Below are 21,978 nucleotides of genomic sequence, written 5' to 3'. Positions count from 1 at the left end.
ATACCGCCGCCAATAGGCGTAGTTAACGGACCTTTTATTGATACGATAAAATCTTTTGCGGTTTGCAAAGTTTCGGCAGGTAACCACTCGCCGGTTTGCTTAAACGCTTTTTCGCCGGCAAGCATTTCTTTCCACTCAATTTTACGGTTGCCCCTGTACGCTCTTTCCACAGCGGTATCAAATATTTTTTCTGCAACTTTCCATATTTCGGGGCCTATGCCATCGCCTTCAATAAATGGAATGGTGGGGTTGTTGGGAACATGTAGTTTTCCGTTGCTGCCCATTGTAATTTTTTCTGCCATGTGTTATTTTTTTTGAGCCCGGCTTTTGAATCATTGTTTAGCTTCATTGGCGTCGCACTCTTGTACAATATTTCTTTATTGAACTTTTTGGAATTGCAAATTTAAGAAAACGAAGGCGTAGTTTGAAGGGAATAAAAGCTTTCTGTTTTTGGCAGAAAGCTTTTTATATTTTATTTATACAATCTTTTAATTTCTTCTTCTTATTCTAAAATTACAGGTTGCGTTGTATGGCGTATTTGTGGGTGGTTTTCCTGTAAATGTACCGGTAAAACTGCCTGCCACAAACTGGTTAACCTGGCCATATTCAGAAATATATACTGATACAGGCGCATTCATACTCAATGAATCGAAAATTTGTGCCGGGTAGAAAAATATCAGATTTTGATTGCTACCGGCAGCGATTGCAGCATTAGACATACCAAAACTCATTTGGCCTGAAGCTGGTACTGTTTCAGCAGTCATTGAAATTTTAGATAGAATATCATTAAAATAGCTGAATGTGTCGGCAGGTGCTGTATAACTGTAAGCAACATTATTTATGGTGTAGTTAATAAATTGTTGAGTGGAAACACCACAGGCCTGTATATTGGAAACAGTATTGGTACCTGCATTAATTACCTTGCTTATAAAGGCACTTTGTTGTGCATTGGTAACGTCTTCTCCAATAAGGGTTACGGTTTGAGGGAAATTACAGAAGAATTTACTGACACTGTAAGCACCCATATTATCTACAGGGTAGCGTGTAAAAACATCTCCCTCTTTTATAACAATGAATCCATTGCTTACAGCTGTATTGCCACAATTGGTTACCGTGCCATTTAAAGTTGCAATATTACTTGCGTTAGGGATTGTAATGGCACCCAAAGATATATTTACATTTGTGGCGGTAAATGTTTGTGAATAAAGGGATGTATTACAACCGTAAGCTGGAAATACTTCCATAAGCAGATTTGAATTGGCGGGTACTAATCCATCAACATTACCTGAAGAGTTTGTATAACCGTATTTAAAATTATTTGTGCCAACTACCGTTATTTTTATCAAGGTATAAGCTAGCGGTTCTTTAACCGATTTTCTTAATGAGCAATTAAACTGTACATAATTTTGAGGCACATCACAATTCCAGAATGAAAAATGCCCAACATCTCCAATATAACTGTTACCGGTTTTTGTAGCACTGCCTTCCTGCTTCCACAAGCCATTTGTTTCATCAAAATACCAAAGCGGAATAGCCGTTGGGGCAGCGGCTAACAGGGAGGAGGGTATTGGGAAAGTTAAGTTTGCTTTTTGCCCGTTCACTATCTGTAATAATTCTCCCGATGAACCGGTTAACTCAACTGCTGCCATACCAAAAGTTTGTAACAGTCTTAAAGAACCTTCGGTATTTATGCCACGTAAATCGCCGGGCATAATCATTGCTAAATCTGCTGCAGTTGGGTTTATCCAGTAAGCAGCCACATTTACTGTGCCTGTGTATTGGCTATTGGTGGCAGCATTAACAGTGCCACCAGCAGGTAGCTTAATACTTAAGCCATTTGATAAAGTAACTGTACCGCCTGATGCAGCATTTATATTTCCCAAGATGGTTTTGGGCATCAGTTTAATCCTGAAAAAAGCAGATTCTCCTGCAACTGCTATATAAGTTTTTATGCCTTTAAAATAACCGGATTTAGTAACTGTTACAACGGCTGCATTTTTTACAACCTGCACATTTTTTGCTTCAAAATAACCATACTTATCAGTGGTGCTTATGCTTGTTCCAAATTGAACAGACGCACCCGATACCGATCTGTTATTTTCATCAGTTACAAAACCTGATACAGTTGAATTGATCTTTGTAGAAACATCAACAGGTATTGTATCATTCACATTTTCAAAATCAAGGGTTTTTTGGCAAGAAAAAAACAGGATAGCAATCAGTAAGTACAGTGTATTTCTATACAATGAGAATTTTATAAGCATAGAAAGCATTTGATAAATTTTTTTGCGGTAATAAAAGCATCACTAATTTAAAGATACTGAATAAACGATATGTGTTGCTAGTAATAAAATTATTTTCAAAAATTAATATTACAGTTCAGCCAGCCGCTGTCAATATTTACGTCCGGATATTTTTTATAAAAATTAATTGCCGGTTCATTCCAATCCAATACCTGCCACATCATACCGCTGTATTGTTTTGCTTTACATTCCTCAATTAATTTATCAAATAATAATTTACCAATGCCTTTGCCCCGCATTTTTTCTGTAACCAATAAATCTTCTAAATAAAGCCTTTGACCCTTCCAGGTGCTGTAACGGATATACCATAAAGCAAAACCTTCCACTCTTCCATCTACTTCGGCCACAAATGCCCACCATACAGGGTTTTCTCCAAATCCGCTTTCAACAAAATGATTAAAGTCAACGGTTACTTCATCGGGTGCTTTTTCATATACTGCTAACTCATTAATCAGTTCCATCATTCTTGCACAATCTTCTTTGACTGCTCTGCGAATTATTACGGCTTCCCCTAAATCCCCTCCCGAAGAGGGGACTTGCGTAGACTCTGATGGTTTTAAATTCTTTTCTGAATTTATAGATTTTAAATCTTGCATAAATAAAAGTTCTTTAAATTATTAAACACTTTAAAGTCCCCTTTAGGGGATTTAGGGGTTTAGCGCCTGTTCTAAGTCCATCAAAATATCCTGCACATTTTCAATGCCCACGCTCATACGTATAAGCCCGTCGGTGATGCCGTACAAGGCTCTTTTTTCTTTCGGCACACTAAAATGCGTCATGCTTGCCGGATGGCAAAGTAAGGTGTCGCAAGTGCCTAAAGAAACGGCACGTAAACACATTTGCAATTTATCAATGAATTTTTTTGAAGCCTCAAGGCCATCCTTCATTTCAAAACTTAACATGCCACCGGGATGGCGCATTTGTTTTGCTGCAGTATAATAATCGGGATGCGAATGCAGGCCTAAATAATTCACTTTACTTATTGCAGGATGCGATTCTAACAAAGCCGCTACTTCCATAGCATTATGGCAATGGCGTTCCATCCGCACTTCTAAAGTTTTCATACCGAGAGTTAATAAAAATGCATCAAAAGAATTACTGTTACCGCCGAGCAGGCGATGCACTTTGGTAACATGGCCGTTCATCTTTTCTATATCTTTCCCCAGTAAAACGCCGCCAATGGCTGTACCATGACCATTTAAAAATTTTGTGGTGCTGTGAAAAACAAAATCAACACCATACTTAAATGGTTGTTGTAAATAGGGTGTTGCAAAAGTATTATCGCAGGCAACAGTTAAACTATATTGTTTAGCAAGATTGGTCAGTTCTTCAATATCCACACATTGTATAGTAGGGTTTGCAGGTGTTTCCAAATACAGCATTTTTATTTTAGCATCTGCTTTCATCATTGCTTCAGCTTTATTTAAATCTCTTAAATCAACAATGATGGCCTCTATGCCCAATGGCGGTAAAATTTTTTCTACCAACTCCTGTGATCCGCCGTATAAAGAAAAATGCGTAAGGATTTTATCGCCGCTTTTTAAATTGCTTATCAGCAATGTACTTAATGCAGCCATGCCGCTGCTGTGAAGGATGGCTTTTAATTGCAAGGCATTCCCATTTTTATCCATCACACCAAAACTTTCTAATGCGGCTATTTTTTCTTCCGCTTCGGCAATGGTGGGGTTTCCCCAGCGGCTGTAGATGTAGCCTTTCTCTTCGCCACTAAACCTGCGCATGCCCTGTTCCGCTTCATCAAACACATAAGTGCTGCTGGCATAAATAGGCGTAAGGTGTGCATTGTTGGGGTCTTTAGTATGGCCTGCATGTACGGCAATGGAACTAAAACCTGTAAGTGAATTTTTGTTATCCGGCATGTTTAAAATTTGTGGTTTGTTGTTTTTATTTTGTGCTGGGCTAAGTAGTAACTTTGCTTTGTTCATCAAAAGTAAAAAAATAAAAATGAAAGAACTGCTTCAACAATATGCGGCGTATAATATTTGGGCCAATAAAACTTTATTCGACAGAATAAGCAAGCTGCCTGAAGAAAAGATTACGCAGGAAATTGCCAGCAGTTTTCCATCAATTTACAAAACTGTGGTACACATGTGGCAGGCAGAAGATATTTGGTGGCAAAGGCATAAATTGGTTGAAAATATTACTGCTTTAAGTGAAACTTTTACAGGTAATTTTGAGGAAGCAACAACCGGCCTTGCAAAGCAAAGCCAGCTTTGGGCTGCATGGGTTGATACTGCAAATGAGTACCAGCTTACCCATGTATTTGCTTTTGTACGCAATAAAGAACAGCATAAAATGAAAGTGCATGATATGCTGCTGCATTTATTTAATCATGCTACATACCACCGTGGGCAACTGGTAACTTTATTAAGGCAACTGGGTGAAGTGGATAAAATACCTTCTACAGATTTTTCTACATGGAGCAGAACAAAGAAATAATTTTAAAACTTTCTTTGTTCCCATTCAAAGCCCGGCATTACAAAATAAACTATCGACCACCATTTATCCTGCCGCTGCATGTATAATTTGTAAGGGCCTTCGTAATGTATTATTTCGCCATTCTCCATTACAGCGTCGTATTTAAGCATGCCTTCTGCATGCCCCATGCCATTATCGGCATCATGCAGTTCAAATTTAATTTCATCAATATTGTAAGCATCATCTTTAAATTCGGTAAAGGCATCAAAAAATGGTTTTATCTTTTCAAAAAATTCCTGCCGGTTCAGTTGTTTTCCACCGGCGGTTATAAAATGGTAGGCTAATTCGCTGCTGTATTCATCAAAGCTCCTGCTAAACCAATGCTGTAAAAATTCGTGGGTATTTTTTTCAATCTCCACTTTATCGTTGGGGTAAAATTCTTCGTAAATAAAATTCCAGCCATCGCCAAAAATGGGTGCTTTATCTATTTCATGTGCAAATAATTCTTCAGTAATAAATTTATAAATTATTTCATCGGGGTAGGGGCCATCGCAAATATCCAAAGCAATTTTATGCTCTTCCATAATAGCTGTAATTCTTTTTAGTTCTGCAGCAATTTCAACAGCATTCAATTCTTCTGCAGATCTGTAATCCGGTTTTCCAATGGTTTCATATACGGTTGTAATTTCTGCATTGGCATGTGCATCTTCAAAAGCGATCATGTTTTTTAAAAACTGGTTTTCTATTTCGGGTGGCAAATCTTCATTGCTCTGCATAAAAAAAGCATCGCCGTATTGCACCTTTAGTTTTATTTTTAAAATTTCATTTTCTATTTTAAAATGTTCCTGTGGGTCGTCGGAGAATTTTTCTTCGTTTTCCATAAAAATTTATTTTGTTTTATTTACTAACTGGTAAGAATGATCAATCATTTCTTTCAATTGTTTTTTAGATAATGTACCGTCAACTATTATTGTATTCCAGTGTTTTTTATTCATGTGGTAACCGGGTAATACACAATCGGGATATTCTTCTCTTAATTGAATGGCTTTATCAGGATCGCACTTTACATTAAACTGTAATGGAGAACTATTTAAACCTGTCAATAAAAATATTTTCTCTTTCACCTTAAAAACTAAAGTGTCTTCTCCAAACGGAAAGCCTTCTGTTACCAAAGCTTTTTGCAAAATATATTCTCTTAGTTCTTCAATATGCATTTGCAATAAATTGAGCAGAGAAAATTACGAATTATTATTCAATTTTTTTTGCAGAAACATTTTGCATTTCTTTAAGGCGGTATAATGTTTCCTGTAAACGGTTTTGGGGGATGCCGGTTTGTATGCTGCAAAATAATTGCATTTCCTGTGTAATGATGGTGCAGTTAAACTGTTTTAAAATGAGCATTACATCATTCATTTGGGTGTAATCAAATTCAACTGCATATTTTACTTCTACCTGCTTTTGAATTATTGGTGTAACCTGTAAAGCCAGTGCAGCAACGGTTTTATAAGCATTTATTAAACCCGGCACACCCAGCAATGTGCCGCCCCAGTAACGCACCACAATTATGGCAAGGTTAGTTAATTCCTTACTGTCTATTTGCCCAAGTATGGGTTTGCCTGCAGTGCCCGATGGTTCGCCATCGTCGCTGCTGCGAAAATTATTTCCATCGGTGCCAATGCGGTACGCAAAACAATGGTGTACGGCTTTGGGATGTTCTTTTTTTAAAATTTGCAATTGTTTTTTAAAATCATCTGCTGTTGCTATTGGAAAAGCAAAGGCAAAAAACTTACTTCCCCTGTCTTTAAATTCTGCGGTGGAAGACTGAGTAATGGTATAATAAAATTCTTGTTCGTTAATCATCTTTAATAAAATTATTCTTAAAACATCATCTTCACCTCTGTCTTCTCCATTTCCCCCTTTGGGGGATAGGGGCTACCCGTACGCAATCAGCGCAATCGCACCAATGGCCAATCCAATGCCCATCCAGTTTATCAGCGATAATTTCTCTTTAAATAAAATCCATGCAGCAATGGCACTGAATAAAACAATACCCATATTATTTACCGGTATTATTGCACTGGAATTTCCTTTGTAGAAAGTAATAACTTTTCCCAAACACCAAATAGAAAAATAGTTGGGTACACCAATAATAATACCAGCCAGCAAGGCTTTAAAGGAAAAAGATTGTTTGCCGGTTGCAATCTGCAGTACTAAAATAATTAAGCCAATACCGCCTGCAACAGAAAATGCGGCGATTAAAAAATTATTAAAATTATCCAGCGGCCCGTTAAAAAAATTATTTTTTACATACACAATTAAGGTATCTAAAAGGCCGCTGCTGATAAATAAAATAACAGGAAGTATAAATAAAAACTCTTTACTTTTTGCAGCGTCGCCATTGTTTTTTTGCGAAGGATAACAGGTTAATACTACTGCAACTAATGCCACCGCAATGCCTGCAATTTTTAAAGTGGTAGAAGTTTCATTGTACAAATAAAGAGAAAAAACGAAAGGGATTACCATTGATAATTTATTGGCAACAGAGGCCACAGCCACACCCATTTTTTGTGCAGTAAAACCAATTACATTAAAAATGCTGATAAACATTACACCCATAACCAATGCCCATACAAACCATGGTGCATGAATATTTTCGTTGGTTACAGGAAAAGATCCATTAACCACCGAGCCGGTAATTACGCAGGCTATATAATTAAATACAATGGCCTGCAGTGTATTAATTTTTTGCATTTGCAATACTTTAAACGAAAGTGTTAAGTAAGAACTGAATAAAATACTGCCCAATAAATATATCATGCCTGGTTATTTATAAAATAAGCTATTTTGTTGTTGAGAATAATTTCTTCTTTTAGTAGTTTTTTATTTTCTGCTACCGGCGCATTTATGCCTCCAGCAATTTTTAATTCCAAATTTGTAATCACTCTTGCTTCATCCCACAAATTATCATCAATAAAAGCTTGTAATAGCTTTGCTCCACCTTCTACAATTACCGATTGAATTTGCAGCGTGTACAATATATTTAAAATTTGAGGAATAGTTTTTTCCCGGCTGTTTATTTTATAAAACGAAAGCATTGCTCCGGCTTCATTTTTTTGTTGATTAAAAACAATTGTTTTAACTGTGATATCAAATAGTTGTAACGTGTGGGGTAATTTTAAATTCATATCAATTACTAACCTCACAGGATTTTTGCCGGGATAAAGCCTTGCAGTTAAAGCAGGATTATCTTTTAATGCTGTATTAGTACCCACCATTATTGCTGCTTCTTCGGTGCGCCACTGATGTACTAACCGGTTAGTAAATTCATTGCTTATAAAAACCCTTTCTCCATTAATACCCGAAATTTTTTCGTTTTTGCTTTGTGCCCATTTTAAAATAATATATGGCCGTTGGTGTTTATGAAAAGTAAAAAAACGTTTGTTTAAATCAATTGCTTCGTTTTCTAAAACGCCAACGGTAACTTTTACACCGGCCGCTTTTAATTTTTCAATTCCTTTACCATCAACAGCTGCAAAAATATCTCTGCAGCCAATAACTACAGTGGGTATTTTGTGTTTTATAATTAAATCTGCACAGGGTGGTGTTTTTCCAAAATGTGTACAAGGCTCTAAAGAAACATATAAAATACTTTTTTCAATCAAGTGTTTATTTTCTGCGGCTACGCTTTCTATGCAGTTTACTTCCGCATGGGCCTGCCCGTATTGCTGGTGATAACCTTCACCAATAATAATATCATTATAAACCAGCACTGCACCTACCATTGGGTTAGGGGCAACATAACCTGCACCCCGGCGGGCCAGGTGTAAACATCTGTATAAATATTTTTCATTTTTTGTCAGGCTGCAAAAGTACGCATCAAAAAATAAACTATGTTTGCTAAAATGAACAGTAAAGAATTATACCGGAATTTTTTAGTGGAGTTACAAACAGTTTACGATTTAAGCGAAGCAACAGTAATTACCGATTGGGTATTTGAAAATATGGCTGGTATTAAAAAAGCTGATCTTATTAAAAATCCTTTGCAGAAAATTCCTGAACCGGTAATAAAAAAAATGATGGAAAAAAAAGAAGAGTTGTTACAGCATAAACCGGTACAATATGTTATGGGCAATACCACCTTTTACGGTATGCAGTTTCAGGTAAACGATAAAGTATTGATACCAAGACCCGAAACAGAGGAAATGACTAACCTGATAATTAACAACTACCGGTTTGAGCAAAAACAAATAAATATTTTGGATGTTGGTACCGGAAGCGGATGCATTGCTGTTGCTATTAAGAAACATCTTCCATCTTCCCGGCTTATTGCTGTTGATGTAAGCGAAAGTGCATTAGACATTGCAAGAGCCAATGCCATTACCAATAAAACAAATATACAGTTTACGCAATTAGATTTTTTAGATGAAAGCCGCTGGGCCGAATTGATGCAGTTTGATATTATTGTAAGTAACCCGCCCTATATACCCGGTAACCAAAAAGAAAAAATGGATAAGAATGTGGTAAACTTTGAACCGCACAATGCATTATTTGTACCCGACAATAACCCATTGCTGTTTTACAAAAAAATAGCAAAGTTTGGCAGAGATCATTTAAATTATAATGGAAAAGTTTTTGTAGAAACCCATGAAGATTACGCTAAAGAAGTGGCAGCAGTTTTTTCTGCAAGCGGATACCAGCAGGTAATTATTAAAAAAGATATGTTCGGAAAAGAAAGAATTGTAATTGCCAGTTATTGACCATCCACACTTAAAGAAGCAGATGAAGCACCAGCTTTTTTTGCATCCCTCATTATCATCACCAGTTTGTTAACCGATACAGAAGTATCTGCATTTATAACTACGGCCTGTTTAACAGTGCTGTCCTTCTTATCAATTCTTTTACTTAATTCTGCAAAAAGAGAATCGAAGATAACGGCTTGCTGACCGATATAAGTTCTGCCATCTCCACGGATACTAACTACAATACTTTGTTTGGATTTAGTTTCGCTTTTATACTTTGGGTTGGTAAGTTTTATAATATTGGGGTTTGCCAGTGTAGCAATAATTAAAAAGAAAAACATCAGGATAAATAAAATATCATTCAGCGGCCCGGTATCCACTTCACTGTGTTCTTCATTAAATTTTTTTCTTAAACTCATTGTTGTTTTTTGATTTCACTAATTAGTGTAATTCGTGCAACTACCTCGTTGGTTCCTGTAAAATATCAATAAACTCAGCACTTGCTGCTTCCATTTTATTTTCAATCTTTTTAATTTTGGTTTGTAAAATACTGTACCCAAGATAAGTGATGATACCGATTATTAAACCCGTAGCCGAAGTAATCATTTTTACATAAATACCACCTGCTAAAACATTGGTGCTAAAATCAGGGCTTTTATTAATACTGTCAAACAGACTAAGCATACCTATAATGGTTCCTAAAAACCCAAACAGCGGGGCTATACGAACAATGATATTTAAAATGTTGAGGTTTTTTTCCATCTTATACATTTCCAGCACACCCACATTTTCCATACTTTTTTCAATTGCCTCAATAGGTTTGCCAATACGCTGCAGGCCTTTATCAATCATACGGGCAACAGGGTTGGGAGTGTTTTTTGCCATGCTACGGGCAGCAGTTACATTACCACTTACAACATTATCACGAATGATATTCATGAAATTATCTTCAATTTTTCCAAACTTTTGCAGCAGGATAAACCTTTCGAAGAAAAAGAAAATGGCTACAACAAATAGCAATGCCAATGGCACCATTAACCATCCGCCCTGAACAATAGTACCGCCAACAGATTCAAAGCCTTTTACTTTTTCTAAAGTTTTTAAAGTGTCAACCTGTAAAAAAATGTCAAACATAAGTAAGCTGATTTTAAGGACAAATGTAATTGTTTAATTTATTATTTGCGTTGATGCGATAATTATGCCAATACCTGCAAGATTACCACCTTAACGAACACAATGCAAAAATGCTGCTTAAAGAATTGTTAATCTTAAATGCTTCGGCACAATTTTAAATTTTTACCAAATAAAAAGTGCCGCAAAATACGGCACTTGTATAAGTATTGTAACTAAAATTATTTTTTACTTTCCATTTGTGTCATCGCCATTATCTGCTTCATGGTTTTTTCCATACCATCGCTGCCGCCATCTAAAAATATTACATTGCCTTTACCGTATTCTGCAAAATTCTTAATGGCTTCCACCCACATACTGAACAAAATAACATTGGTATCTAAATTAGCCTGCTTCATTTCATTAGCCGCCTGGCTCATACCTTTCGCAACTTCTTCTCTAAACAATGCCACACCTTGTCCACGTAATTGCGCCGCTAATCTTTCTGCTTCGGCTGCAATTTTAATAGCGTTACCTTCTGCTTCTGCCGCTTTGGTTTTAGTAATTAATAAAGCCTGCCCTTCATTTTCTGCAGCAGCTTTTAAGTTGTTACTTGCTACCACTTTACTCATACTGGTAATAATCGCTTCATCAAAAGTAATGTCGTTAATCTGCAGATCCTGCAGATGATAGCCCCAGCTTTCTAAAGCCACATCCACCTGCTCTTTTACATTTTCTACAATATCACGGCGCACATTCAATACTTCGGCCTGTTTTTTTGTAGATACAAAGGCACGGATGCTTCCCTCAACAGTACGGATAAGCGCCTGCATCAGATCTTTATCACTGATAAATTTAAACGCTACTTTCTGTATCGTCTCCTCCTGCTCGTTTTGTACCGAATACAGCAGCATACTTTTAAAGTACACATTGGCCTGGTCAACCGTTACGGCCTGAAACTCCAGCTCCACCGAGCGGTTTTGAATACTTACTTTTTTATAGATCTGCTCCAGCAGGGGAATTTTAAAATTCAATCCCGGCCGCATAATACGCTGGTATTTACCAAACATGGTAACCACGCCAATTAAACCCTGGTTAATGGTTACAAAGCATTGCAAAAGCACAAATACTAAAACCAGTACCCACCAGTAATCTCTTAATAATTCCATAGTTGTAAAATTTAAATTGAAGGTATAGATTTTTTTGTGTTACCGGCAGAAAATCTTTAATGGGCTGCGGTGGCGTCGCACACTTCAGCAACATAACTTTATTGGGCTTTTATTGCAGCGAAGATTGAAGACTAGTATCTAAATTATTTTTAATGAAGAAGCTTTGTATATTTATGCCATACAACCCTAAACAATACAGCAGCAATTCAGAAAATAATTACATGACGCCAGACCAATACATCATTAACATTAACAACCGGTACAAAGCAGGCAATGCAACAGAACATACTTTTCGTGGCGATTTGCAACAGCTTATTGAAAGTTTAGTAACGGATATAAGTGCCACTAACGAACCTAAAAGACAAAGCTGCGGCGCACCTGATTATATACTTACTAAAAAAGATAACTTGTCCCGGCAATCCGGGATTCCTGTAGGATTTATAGAAGCTAAAGACATTGGCGATAAAGATTTGGAAGGTGCAAAGAAAACAGGTAACAAAGAACAGTTCGACCGCTATAAAGCCTCTTTAAATAATTTAATTTTTACCGACTATATTGATTTTCATTTGTACCGTGATGGTTTATTTGTTACAAAAATTGCCATTGCCGAAATACAGAACGGCGTTATAGTACCACTGCCCAACAACTTTGCCGCCTTTACCAATTTAATAAAAGATTTTTGTACGCATATTGGCCAAACCATTAAGAGCCCTAAAAAGCTGGCTGAAATGATGGCAGGCAAAGCCCGCCTGCTGAGTGATGTAATTGAAAACGCTTTAACCAGCGACGAGACCAACCACGAAAACAGTACGCTTAAAGACCAGCTAAATGCCTTTAAGCAAATACTGATACATGATATTACACCCAAGGGCTTTGCTGATGTGTATGCACAAACCATTGCTTACGGCATGTTTGCTGCAAGACTGCACGACCCTACCTTACCCACTTTTAGCAGGCAGGAAGCTGCCGAACTGATACCAAAAAGCAACCCGTTTTTACGCAAACTGTTTGGCTATATTGCCGGCCCCGATATTGACGACCGCATTAAATGGATAGTAGATAGTTTGATAGAAATATTTTTAGCCTGCAATGTAGAAGAGATATTGAAGAACTATGGCAAAACCACCAAAACAGAAGACCCGATAATACATTTTTACGAAACCTTTTTAAGTGAGTACGATCCTAAGCTGCGTAAGGCACGTGGCGTTTGGTACACACCTGCACCTGTGGTAAATTTTATTGTACGTGCTGTAGATGATATTTTAAAAACCGAATTTAATTTACCGCAAGGCCTGGCCGATACCAGCAAAACTAAAATAAAGAAAACCGTTTTTAATAAAGCCACTGCCGATAACCGCAGTAATATAAAAGAAGTAATTGTAGAGGAAGAAGTACACCGTGTACAAATATTAGACCCTGCCACCGGCACCGGCACATTTTTAGCCGAAGTGGTAAAGCAAATACATAAAAGGTTTGAAGGGCAGCAAGGTATTTGGAGCAATTATGTAGAAACACATTTGCTGCCACGCCTTAATGGATTTGAGTTGCTGATGGCCAGTTATGCCATGGCACATTTACAAATGGATTTGCTGTTAACCCAAACCGGCTACAAGCCAACTAAAGACGACAGGTTTAAAATTTTTCTTACAAACAGTTTGGAAGAGCACCACCCCGATACCGGAACTTTATTTGCAAACTGGTTAAGTACCGAAGCTAATGAAGCAAACAGAATAAAAAGAGATACGCCAGTGATGTGTGTAATAGGAAACCCACCATACAGCGGAGAAAGTGCCAACAAAGGCGAGTGGATTATGAAGTTGATGGAAGATTACAAAAAAGAACCGGGAGGAAAAGAAAAATTAAAAGAGAGAAATCCAAAATGGATAAATGCCGATGAGAATAAATTTATCCGTTATGGACAGCATTTCATTGAAAAAAATGGAAGCGGTGTCTTAGCATTTATAAACCCTCATAGTTTCTTAGACAACCCTACTTTTAGAGGAATGCGTTGGAATTTGTTAAAAACCTTTGATGAGATATACGTTTTGGATTTACATGGAAATTCAACGAAGAAAGAAGTTTCACCAGATGGAAGCCTTGATGTGAATGTTTTTGATATTATGCAAGGGGTATCTATAAATATCTTTATAAAAACAGGAAAGAAAAAAGCAAATGAGTTAGGTAAAGTTTTTCATTTCGATTTATATGGAAAGCGAGAAGTTAAATATGAATTTCTTTTAGAGAATTCTTTAAAATTAATAGCATGGAAAGAAATTGCAAATATCGCACCTAACTACTTTTTCGTTGCAAAAAATTTCGAAGAACAAAATAATTATGACAAAGGTTTTCTGGTAAGCAACTTATTTACGACAAATAGTGTTGGAATTGTTACTGCAAGAGACAATTTTACTATCCACTCAAATAAAGAAAATGCAGCTAACACAATCAAAGACTTCTTAAGTTTAGATGATGAAGCAGCACGAATTAAATACAATTTAGGAGAAGACGTAAGGGATTGGCAAGTAAATTTTGCAAAAAAAGATTTACAAAATAGCTATCCAACTAAAGGAAGCTTTGTTAAAATTTCTTATCGACCTTTTGATGAAAAGTGGACATTCTATACAGGAAAGTCCAAAGGTTTTCACTGTTATCCCAGAAACGAAGTAATGCAACATTTTGTGAAAGGGCAGAATGTAGGATTAGTGATTGGAAGACAAGGGCAAGTAGTCGGCTCTATGCCTTGGAATTTATCTTTTATTACTAATACAATTACTGACTTTAATTTGTATTACAGGGGAGGAGGTGTTCTCTTTCCTCTCTATCTTTTCGCCGAAAAGAAACTCCAACAAACCATCGATCAACCTACAGAAAGAACCCCAAACCTAAATGAGGAAATCGTTGATAAAATTGCCTTAAAAATTAACCATGCTTTTTTACCGGATGAAAATATAGTTTGTGATTTAGCTGCTGGTATGGATGGTCATTTTTCGCCGCTGGATATTCTGGATTATATCTATGCTGTTTTACACAGTCCCACGTACCGTGAAAAGTACAAGGAGTTTTTAAAAATAGATTTTCCCCGTGTGCCTTATCCAAAAGATGCTAAAACTTTTTGGCAACTGGTAAAGCTGGGCAGCCAGTTAAGGCAAATACATTTACTGGAAAGCCCCGTGGTAGAAAAGTACATTACCCAATACCCGGTAGATGGTGATAATGTAGTAAGCAAAATAAACTTTACCATGTTTGATTATGACGAAGTACCCACCACAAATGAACCTTATACCGCAGTGTATATAAACGACACCCAATACTTTGCCAACGTACCCGATGTAGCCTGGAACTTTTATATCGGCGGCTACCAGCCTGCACAAAAATGGCTGAAAGACAGGAAAGGGAGGAAACTGGATTTTGACGATATACTGCATTATCAAAAAATAATTGTTGCTTTAACAGAAACGGACAGGCTAATGAAAGAAATTGATAAAATTGTAATTGAGTAATTAATTTTAATAATCGCATTTATGTCAACCGAAGCTATTATGCTGTTTGAATTTGGCGCAGATGGTGGTGGTGCAATTATTTACAGGCTGCCCAATAATAAAGTAATTGAAGCAGGCAGCAGTGGAGGGATTATGGATGAAGCCGAAGACCCGGTTAAAAAATGGAAAAAAGAATTTGAAAACTGGGAAGCATGGTGGAAGAATTTTACGGACACTCACCAGGATTTCTGGATTTTCTTTTCACCTTTGTTTATTCATGATGATATAAAGGCTTTTATAAAGGAAGCGGTAGAAAATTATAATTATAAAAACAGGGATGTTACCGATCGGAAAGAAAGATGGAATTACAAGTTAAATAAAAATGCTTAGTCGCTTCAACTTAGTGCTGTATTAACTGCAACTTCCACCCATAAAAGTTCTCCATGGTATTCAGTACAGTTGGGTGATACTTCGTTCCTCAGTATAAACTCCACGATGCTAACCAAAGAACAAAATTCCGGCATAAGAAACTTGCCGGAATTTTAACTCTGCTTTTTATTCTCAGCAATAATTTTTTATAAAATCACCCAGCTAATAACAACAATTTAAATTACACAGAATGAGGAAAATCATCCACAAAAAAATAATGGATGCTACTCTACTTCTGTTGAACTTGTTTTAGTTACGGTGACCTTATCTGTACGACCGCTGCTGCTGCTGCCTCTTGTTAAAGCTATAATCAGCAATATAAATACCGCTGCACCTGCAGCCCAAACCCATGGCTCGGTATACCATGTTTGTTCTGTTGTTTTTGTACTGGTATTGGTTGTAGTAACTGCAGTTGTTGTAGTGTCTTGCGCCCATGCAATTGCATTGGCAACAGTTAAAAGAAACAGCAGTAAACCATGCTTAAAAAATACGGGGTTGAATACATTTTTCATCATCAATTTTTTTGGTTAATAAATAGTGATGCTATGTAATATTCAACAATTGCGCCAATTGTTTGCGGTATTAAAAAGATGCAATAATTATAAGTAAACTTATAACTCCATCTCCGCTTAGGTAAAAGATCAATAATGGTATGCCGTAAAAGAGTGCGATGCAAGGATGATGACCAAAGAACAAAATGCTTGTCCCAAAAAAGATTTCCCGTTCCTCGAAATGACAGAAAAAATAATTAACTTTTCTCTTCCCATATCATACTTAAATGCACAATGGTTTCTGAGGCTTTGGCTAAATCTTTGGTGCCAATCCATTCTAATTTACTGTGTATGTTTTGCATACCGGTAAAAATATTGGGGCAGGGCATGCCGATATAACTAAAGCGGCTGCCATCGGTACCGCCACGAATGCTTTCTTTTTTTACTGTAAGGCCGGCACGCTGTATGGCTTCGGCTGCATAAGCCGCCACATGCGGATAGTTGTTCAGCACTTCTTTCATGTTGCGGTACTGTTCTGTGGCATTGTATTCCATTGCTGCACCAGGAAATTGCGCCACAACATTTTCAGCAATATTTTTTAAACGGTTATGGTGAGCCGCTAATCCTTCGTTGGTAAAATCACGTACAATAAATTGCAATGTTGCTTTTTCGGCAATACCATTTACGGCTGTGGGGTGTACAAAGCCTTCACGCTTTTCGGTGGTCTCGGGGCTCCATTCGTTTTTTGGTAACGCATCCATTAAAGCCGCAGCAACTTTTAATGCATTCACCAATTTACCTTTTGCATAACCGGGATGAACAATTACACCACTGATAGTTATGGTGGCGCCATCGGCACTAAAAGTTTCATCTTCTAAACTTCCTGCTTCGCCACCATCCATGGTGTAACCAAATGCTGCACCTAATTTTTGCATATCAACTTTTGCAGTACCCTGTCCAACTTCTTCATCAGGCGTAAATAAAATTTTTATATCACCATGTTTTATGGAGGGGTTTTGTATAAAAAATAATGCCGCCTCCATAATGGCAGCTATACCGCTTTTATCATCCGCACCCAGCAATGTTAATCCGCTTGCAGTAATTACACCATAATTAACATGCTCTTTTAAGTAAGGCGAATTGCTGGTGTTTAAAATTTGTGTGTTGTCATCGGGTAAAACAATATCCCTACCATCGTAGTAACGGTGATGGATGGGCTTTACATTAGTGCCGCTGCAATCTGGTGCTGTATCTACATGGGCACAAAAACAAATGGCCGGTATATTTTTTTTATCGCTGTTAGATGCAATGGTGGCATACACATAACCAAACTCGTCGGTAGTGGCATTGGTAATGCCCATGCCAAATAATTCCCGGTGCAACAGTTTGCTTAAATCTTTTTGCTTTTCGGTGGTGGGATGTGCAGTGCTGGTAGGATCACTTTGTGTATCTACCTGTACATAACGCATAAAACGATCGGCAATGCTGTCGGGGCTAATTTGTACCATATTTATTTTTGATTATTCCACAAATTAAAACGAATTACACGAATTTCTTATTTTCAAAAAAATTCGTGTAATTCGTAGCAATTCGTGTTATCTATGTTATCTCTACCAATTCAATATCAAATATCAATTCCTGTCCGGCTAAAAAATGATTAGCATCTAAAATAATAATATCATCTTTTACTTCAACCACAATTACGGGTACCGGCTGGCCCTGCTGGTTGCTTAAAGTTAAAGGCATGCCTGGTTCCAGCTGCATTTCTGCAGGTACACTTTCTTTTGGAAATTCAATAATCGCTTCTTCGCTTCTTGGGCCGTAAGCATCTTCGGGTGCAATGTTGATGGTTTTTTTGTCGCCAACAACCATTCCGGGAATGGCAAGGTCGAAACCTTTAATCATTTGTCCTGCACCTACTGTAAATTCCAATGGCTCCCTTCCTGCAGAAGAATCAAACTGTTCGCCACTTAATAATTTTCCTGTATAATGTACTTTTACATTATCTCCATTTTTTGCTTGCATTGTTTTTTGTTTTTGTATGAGTTTGTGTAAACGGGGATTTTTGAAAGATTTATAAGATTAAAAGTATACTCTTCATTTTTTTTAATATTTCTAAATCATCGTTCCAACAAAAAATAAGCCTGCAAATTAATATATAAACGGCACAGGTTATTAAAAACTTTTCGGCAACTTTATGGTATGAAAAAGATAATCCCCGGTTTAATAATATTATTTATTTGTAACAGCTCAACAGCACAACCGGTTTTAGTAAAATCCGAAACCGGAAATCCGAAATCGGAAATTATGCCCGGTGCCGAAAGGGTAGAAGTTTACCTTCCTTATCTTAAAGGTAAATCAGTAGCAGTTTTTGCCAACCAAACCAGTGTTGTAAATGGTATTCACTTAGTAGATACACTGATTAGCAGGGGCATTAATATTGTAAAAATATTTAGTCCGGAACATGGGTTTAGAGGAACAGCAGATGCAGGCGAACACGTAACAGATGCAAAAGATAAAAAGACCGGCGTGCCCATTGTAAGTTTATATGGCGATCATAGAAAACCCACAGCAGCAGATTTTAAAGGGGTGGATATTTTAATTTTTGATATTCAGGATGTTGGGGTAAGATTTTATACATACATTTCTTCTTTACAATATTATTTAGAAGCGGCTTTAGAAAATCATAAACCATTATTAATTTTAGACCGGCCCAACCCCAATGGTTTTTATGTAGATGGCCCAGTGCTGGATATGAAATATAAAAGTTTTATTGGTATGCAGCCTGTACCGATTGTTTATGGAATGACGATTGGAGAATATGGCTTAATGCTGGCCGGAGAAAATATGTTATCGGCAGCAGCCAACACAATTAATGCTTATAATATTACCACACAGCCTACAGCAGATACACCCTTTCATGTTACTGTTATTAAATGCAAAAATTACGATCACAACAGTAAATACGTTTTGCCCGTAATGCCCTCGCCCAATTTAAAAACCATGCAAAGTATTTATTTGTATCCATCCACCTGTTTTATTGAGGGCACAGTGATGAGTGAGGGCAGGGGAACGGAAGCACCTTTTCAAATTTTTGGCCATCCATCTTTACCTAAAAAATTGTATGCCTTTACTCCTAAACCAAATGAAGGTGCAAAAAGCAGCAAATGTTTTTATCAGCTTTGTTATGGCTGGTATATAAAAGGGACTAACGAAGAAATTTTAAAAACACTCAATAAAAAAATTCAGTTGAAATATATTATTGAAGCGTATAAATTATTTCCCGGCAAGGATAGTTTCTTTTTAAAAAATAATTTTATAAGCAAACTGGCAGGTAACGATATTTTTCAGCAGCAAATAAAAACGGGTAAAACAGCCGCGGTAATTAAAAAAAGTTGGGAGCCGGGACTAAACGCTTTTAAAAAAATAAGAAAAAAATATTTATTGTATAAAGATTTTGAATAATTGTATTTTTAAGGATGCGGCTAACCATTACCTGCTTATGCTTATTTTTTTGCAGTACAGCAATTGCCCAGCCGGTGTACGAAACCTACACCCCTGCTAATGGCCTGGTAGATGCAAGGGTTACCGGCATGGTGCAGGATAAATATGGCCGTTTAATTATTTACACACGTGAAGGATTTAGTATTTACGACGGACAAAGATTTACCAATATACTTTCTATTAACAATGAACCGGTAGGCATTGTAAGCAATTATATTTTTTTACCCGACAGTACTTTATATTTAGTAAGGTTTAATGGCAACCCCATTAAAATAGAAAAAGATAACATCAGTTACGATAGTGTGTTATTAAAAGGCATTTCAGAAATTTCGGAAGTTAAAAAATTAAATGACAGTACCAGCCTGCTTTTGTCCAATTACGGCACTTACTTACTGATAAATAAATCGCAAAAAAAATTAACCAACACTGCAGGTATTGGATTGGCGTGGTTAACCAATGTTGCTTTTGGTGCCACTGGTAAAAATAAATTACTACTTTGTAACAATGATGGTGCTTTTGCACCTTCGCTTTTTTTATACGATATTAAAACAGCCGCAGTAACAAGTGTAATAGAGGGATTAGTAATTAATAAAATTGTGCAGGATAAAGCCGGGGCAATATATATACTAACCCTTCATTCAGGAATAAAAGAAATAAACGCAGCTAAACTGCAGGAAGATAAAATTGAATACACTGACCCATGGTTTTTACAATATGTGGACAAAGATTTTAAAATAGAAAATATAATTTTTGATAATGAAAATAATATCTGGTGTATTGATGTAAACAGGGGCTGTTATAAAATTAATATAACCACACATGTAAAAAAATTTTATAGTTATACCAGTGGGTTATTTAAAAATATAACTACAATATACCAGGATAAAGAATTTAATTACTGGTTTTTAACTTATGGCAAAGGCATACAAAAACTGGTGCAGTCCAATTATGAAGAGGTAAACGAAATCAACAGCACTGCAATTTTAAGGAGAGACTATACTTATAATTTACCCGGCAATGCAGTATTTATTAACGGGCATACAAAACAATTTGCGTTGCAAAATAATAATGCTGTTGTTTTGCCGGCATCAAAAAAAAACACTACCGATGGGTTAATATTTTGGCAAAATCAATACTGGCATTTTAAAGATAAAAATACTTTAGAAAATCAAAACAAAGTCAGCATAAATTTTAATTTGCCCGAAAACGAAAATAAAAGACAGCAGCTCTCCAATAAAATTAAAACTGATAAAGACGGTAATATTTTAATTGGGGGAACTTATTTTTATATACTGTTGCAAAATGGTACATATGCTGCTGCCGGGTTACCTTATTTTACTGATAATATTGTTGCAGATGACGATAATAATTACTGGGCTTTTGACAGGGGAAATTCGCTTGCCATCGTATATACCTATAAACATAAACAACTTGTAAAAATAAAAGAATTTAAATTGCCCGCCATTGCCCCAAGGTGTGCGGCACTTTGGAATAAAGATACTTTTTTAATAGGTACAAGATATAACGGGCTTTTATTTGTAAAGGCAGCAAATGGAGCGGTTAAACCTTTTCTGGCATTAACAAGAGAAAAAGGGTTGTCGAATAATTTTATATTGGATATTATTAAATTAAATAAAAATAAAATTGCGCTTGCCACAGCATCCGGTGCTGACATAATAAATTTTAGTGGTACCGATACCAGTTTGCAAAAATTATCATTGGGTATAAACGTGTACGATCCTGTTGCTAATCTTGTAGCGGACAGCGCAGGTAATTTATATGCGGTTAGCGAATATACCGGCAAGCTCTACAAATACACCGCTAACAGGTTTAATGATATTAATTATTACCCCACTGCATTTTTTAACCAAATCTGGGTTAACAAAGAAAAGATAAGCAGCAATAAAAATATATTTAAGTACGACGAAAATAATTTTTTATTTCAGGCAGGTGCCCCTTCATATATAGATAACAGGAACATCACTTTTTATTTTTCTTTACAGGGAAAAACAAATAAAGAATTGTTTAACAACTCTGGCGATTTTGAAGTAAATAATTTGGAGCCGGGTAAATATGAATTATTGGTGAGGATAGTTTATCCCGGTGGGATTTATCCTGAACAAAAACTTTACTATACATTTAAAATTAACCAACCGTTTTGGAAAACCTGGTGGTTTATTTTATTGATAATTATGTGCAGTGCTTTATTAATTGGCTATTTTATAAGAAATTTTTACAGCAAAAAACTGGAAAGACAAAAATCTGAATTAGAAAAACAGTATGCCATTGAGCAGGAACGTACAAGAATGGCAAGAGAA

Annotated in this window: 21 protein-coding genes; 6 read left to right on the top strand and 15 right to left on the bottom strand. The window is 36.5% G+C overall.

The genetic code is table 11. From position 1 onward, the window contains the following. From ACY651_RS11460 to ACY651_RS11445, 4 genes are all read right to left on the bottom strand, one after another. Positions 1-302: isocitrate/isopropylmalate family dehydrogenase (locus ACY651_RS11460; protein WP_462252807.1), on the bottom strand; the 302-nt coding region annotated here is incomplete at its 3' end. Positions 303-488: 186 nt separating this feature from the next. Beyond that, positions 489-2,171: a carboxypeptidase-like regulatory domain-containing protein gene (locus tag ACY651_RS11455; protein WP_462252805.1), complete on the bottom strand. Its 1,683-nt coding sequence runs from the start codon at positions 2,169-2,171 to the stop codon at positions 489-491. Positions 2,172-2,359: 188 nt separating this feature from the next. Beyond that, a complete protein-coding gene (locus tag ACY651_RS11450) occupies positions 2,360-2,899 on the bottom strand; it encodes an N-acetyltransferase family protein (protein ID WP_462252803.1) in 540 nt (179 codons plus the stop codon). A 51-nt stretch (positions 2,900-2,950) separates the two neighbouring features. Then, complete coding sequence (locus tag ACY651_RS11445; RefSeq protein WP_462252801.1) at positions 2,951-4,180, bottom strand: trans-sulfuration enzyme family protein; 1,230 nt, start codon at positions 4,178-4,180, stop codon at positions 2,951-2,953. Between the two features lie 85 nt (positions 4,181-4,265). On the opposite strand from ACY651_RS11445, the gene ACY651_RS11440 reads away from it, so the two are divergent. Continuing rightward, entirely contained in the window at positions 4,266-4,760 is a 495-nt protein-coding gene (locus ACY651_RS11440) for a DinB family protein (protein ID WP_462252799.1), read from the top strand. 2 nt (positions 4,761-4,762) lie between these two features. Here the strand turns inward: ACY651_RS11440 and ACY651_RS11435 are convergent, their stop codons facing one another. The 5 genes from ACY651_RS11435 to ribD all read right to left on the bottom strand — a co-directional run bounded on the left by ACY651_RS11435 (position 4,763) and on the right by ribD (position 8,599). Further along, complete coding sequence (locus ACY651_RS11435) at positions 4,763-5,620, bottom strand: hypothetical protein (RefSeq protein ID WP_462252797.1); 858 nt, start codon at positions 5,618-5,620, stop codon at positions 4,763-4,765. Between the two features lie 6 nt (positions 5,621-5,626). Next, the gene (locus ACY651_RS11430; RefSeq protein WP_462252795.1) at positions 5,627-5,953 is read right to left on the bottom strand and encodes an MmcQ/YjbR family DNA-binding protein; all 327 of its coding nucleotides are present in this window, start codon (positions 5,951-5,953) and stop codon (positions 5,627-5,629) included. Between the two features lie 34 nt (positions 5,954-5,987). Then, positions 5,988-6,599 (bottom strand): IMPACT family protein, encoded by a 612-nt coding sequence (locus ACY651_RS11425; protein WP_462252793.1) that lies wholly within the window; start codon positions 6,597-6,599, stop codon positions 5,988-5,990. A gap of 72 nt (positions 6,600-6,671) precedes the next feature. Beyond that, a complete protein-coding gene (locus ACY651_RS11420) occupies positions 6,672-7,556 on the bottom strand; it encodes a hypothetical protein (RefSeq protein WP_462252791.1) in 885 nt (294 codons plus the stop codon). Beyond that, the gene (gene ribD / locus ACY651_RS11415; RefSeq protein ID WP_462252809.1) at positions 7,553-8,599 is read right to left on the bottom strand and encodes a bifunctional diaminohydroxyphosphoribosylaminopyrimidine deaminase/5-amino-6-(5-phosphoribosylamino)uracil reductase RibD; all 1,047 of its coding nucleotides are present in this window, start codon (positions 8,597-8,599) and stop codon (positions 7,553-7,555) included. Before ribD ends, ACY651_RS11420 begins: the two co-directional genes overlap by 4 nt. A 30-nt stretch (positions 8,600-8,629) precedes the next feature. On the opposite strand from ribD, the gene prmC reads away from it, so the two are divergent. After that, a complete protein-coding gene (gene prmC, locus ACY651_RS11410) occupies positions 8,630-9,496 on the top strand; it encodes a peptide chain release factor N(5)-glutamine methyltransferase (RefSeq protein WP_462252789.1) in 867 nt (288 codons plus the stop codon). Here prmC and ACY651_RS11405 read toward each other — a convergent pair. From ACY651_RS11405 to ACY651_RS11395, 3 genes are all read right to left on the bottom strand, one after another. Next, a complete protein-coding gene (locus tag ACY651_RS11405; protein WP_462252787.1) occupies positions 9,490-9,897 on the bottom strand; it encodes an ExbD/TolR family protein in 408 nt (135 codons plus the stop codon). The two genes, prmC and ACY651_RS11405, sit on opposite strands and share 7 nt — an antisense overlap. Positions 9,898-9,937: 40 nt before the next feature. Beyond that, on the bottom strand, positions 9,938-10,612 hold the full coding sequence (locus ACY651_RS11400) for a MotA/TolQ/ExbB proton channel family protein (protein ID WP_462252785.1): 675 nt from the start codon (positions 10,610-10,612) through the stop codon (positions 9,938-9,940). A 218-nt stretch (positions 10,613-10,830) separates the two neighbouring features. Beyond that, positions 10,831-11,757, bottom strand: a complete 927-nt coding sequence (locus tag ACY651_RS11395; RefSeq protein ID WP_462252783.1) for an SPFH domain-containing protein — start codon at positions 11,755-11,757, stop codon at positions 10,831-10,833. A 152-nt stretch (positions 11,758-11,909) separates the two neighbouring features. Between ACY651_RS11395 and ACY651_RS11390 the strand changes: the two genes are divergently transcribed. Then, entirely contained in the window at positions 11,910-15,257 is a 3,348-nt protein-coding gene (locus ACY651_RS11390; protein ID WP_462252781.1) for a type ISP restriction/modification enzyme, read from the top strand. Positions 15,258-15,278: 21 nt separating this feature from the next. Continuing rightward, positions 15,279-15,626 carry a hypothetical protein gene (locus ACY651_RS11385; RefSeq protein ID WP_462252779.1) on the top strand — a complete coding sequence of 116 codons (348 nt, stop codon included), beginning with the start codon at positions 15,279-15,281 and terminating at the stop codon, positions 15,624-15,626. Positions 15,627-15,889: 263 nt separating this feature from the next. On the opposite strand, the gene ACY651_RS11380 is transcribed toward ACY651_RS11385, so the two are convergent. From ACY651_RS11380 to ACY651_RS11370, 3 genes are all read right to left on the bottom strand, one after another. After that, complete coding sequence (locus ACY651_RS11380) at positions 15,890-16,177, bottom strand: hypothetical protein (protein ID WP_462252777.1); 288 nt, start codon at positions 16,175-16,177, stop codon at positions 15,890-15,892. A 236-nt stretch (positions 16,178-16,413) separates the two neighbouring features. Then, positions 16,414-17,664 carry a peptidase T gene (gene pepT / locus ACY651_RS11375; protein ID WP_462252775.1) on the bottom strand — a complete coding sequence of 417 codons (1,251 nt, stop codon included), beginning with the start codon at positions 17,662-17,664 and terminating at the stop codon, positions 16,414-16,416. A 91-nt stretch (positions 17,665-17,755) separates the two neighbouring features. Further along, positions 17,756-18,181, bottom strand: coding sequence for an FKBP-type peptidyl-prolyl cis-trans isomerase (locus ACY651_RS11370; RefSeq protein WP_462252773.1), 426 nt, complete (start codon positions 18,179-18,181; stop codon positions 17,756-17,758). Between the two features lie 177 nt (positions 18,182-18,358). On the opposite strand from ACY651_RS11370, the gene ACY651_RS11365 reads away from it, so the two are divergent. Together ACY651_RS11365 and ACY651_RS11360 are read left to right on the top strand one after the other, a co-directional pair. Next, positions 18,359-19,621 (top strand): exo-beta-N-acetylmuramidase NamZ family protein, encoded by a 1,263-nt coding sequence (locus ACY651_RS11365; protein ID WP_462252771.1) that lies wholly within the window; start codon positions 18,359-18,361, stop codon positions 19,619-19,621. Between the two features lie 14 nt (positions 19,622-19,635). Next, positions 19,636-21,978 (top strand): ligand-binding sensor domain-containing protein (locus tag ACY651_RS11360; RefSeq protein WP_462252769.1); only part of this gene is annotated, 2,343 nt, incomplete at its 3' end.

The organism is Ferruginibacter sp. (assembly GCF_031391665.1).
Taxonomy (GTDB): Bacteria; Bacteroidota; Bacteroidia; order Chitinophagales; family Chitinophagaceae; genus Ferruginibacter.
The sequence above is the reverse complement of the archived record's forward strand: the minus strand, read 5'-3'. Positions and strand labels throughout refer to the sequence as shown.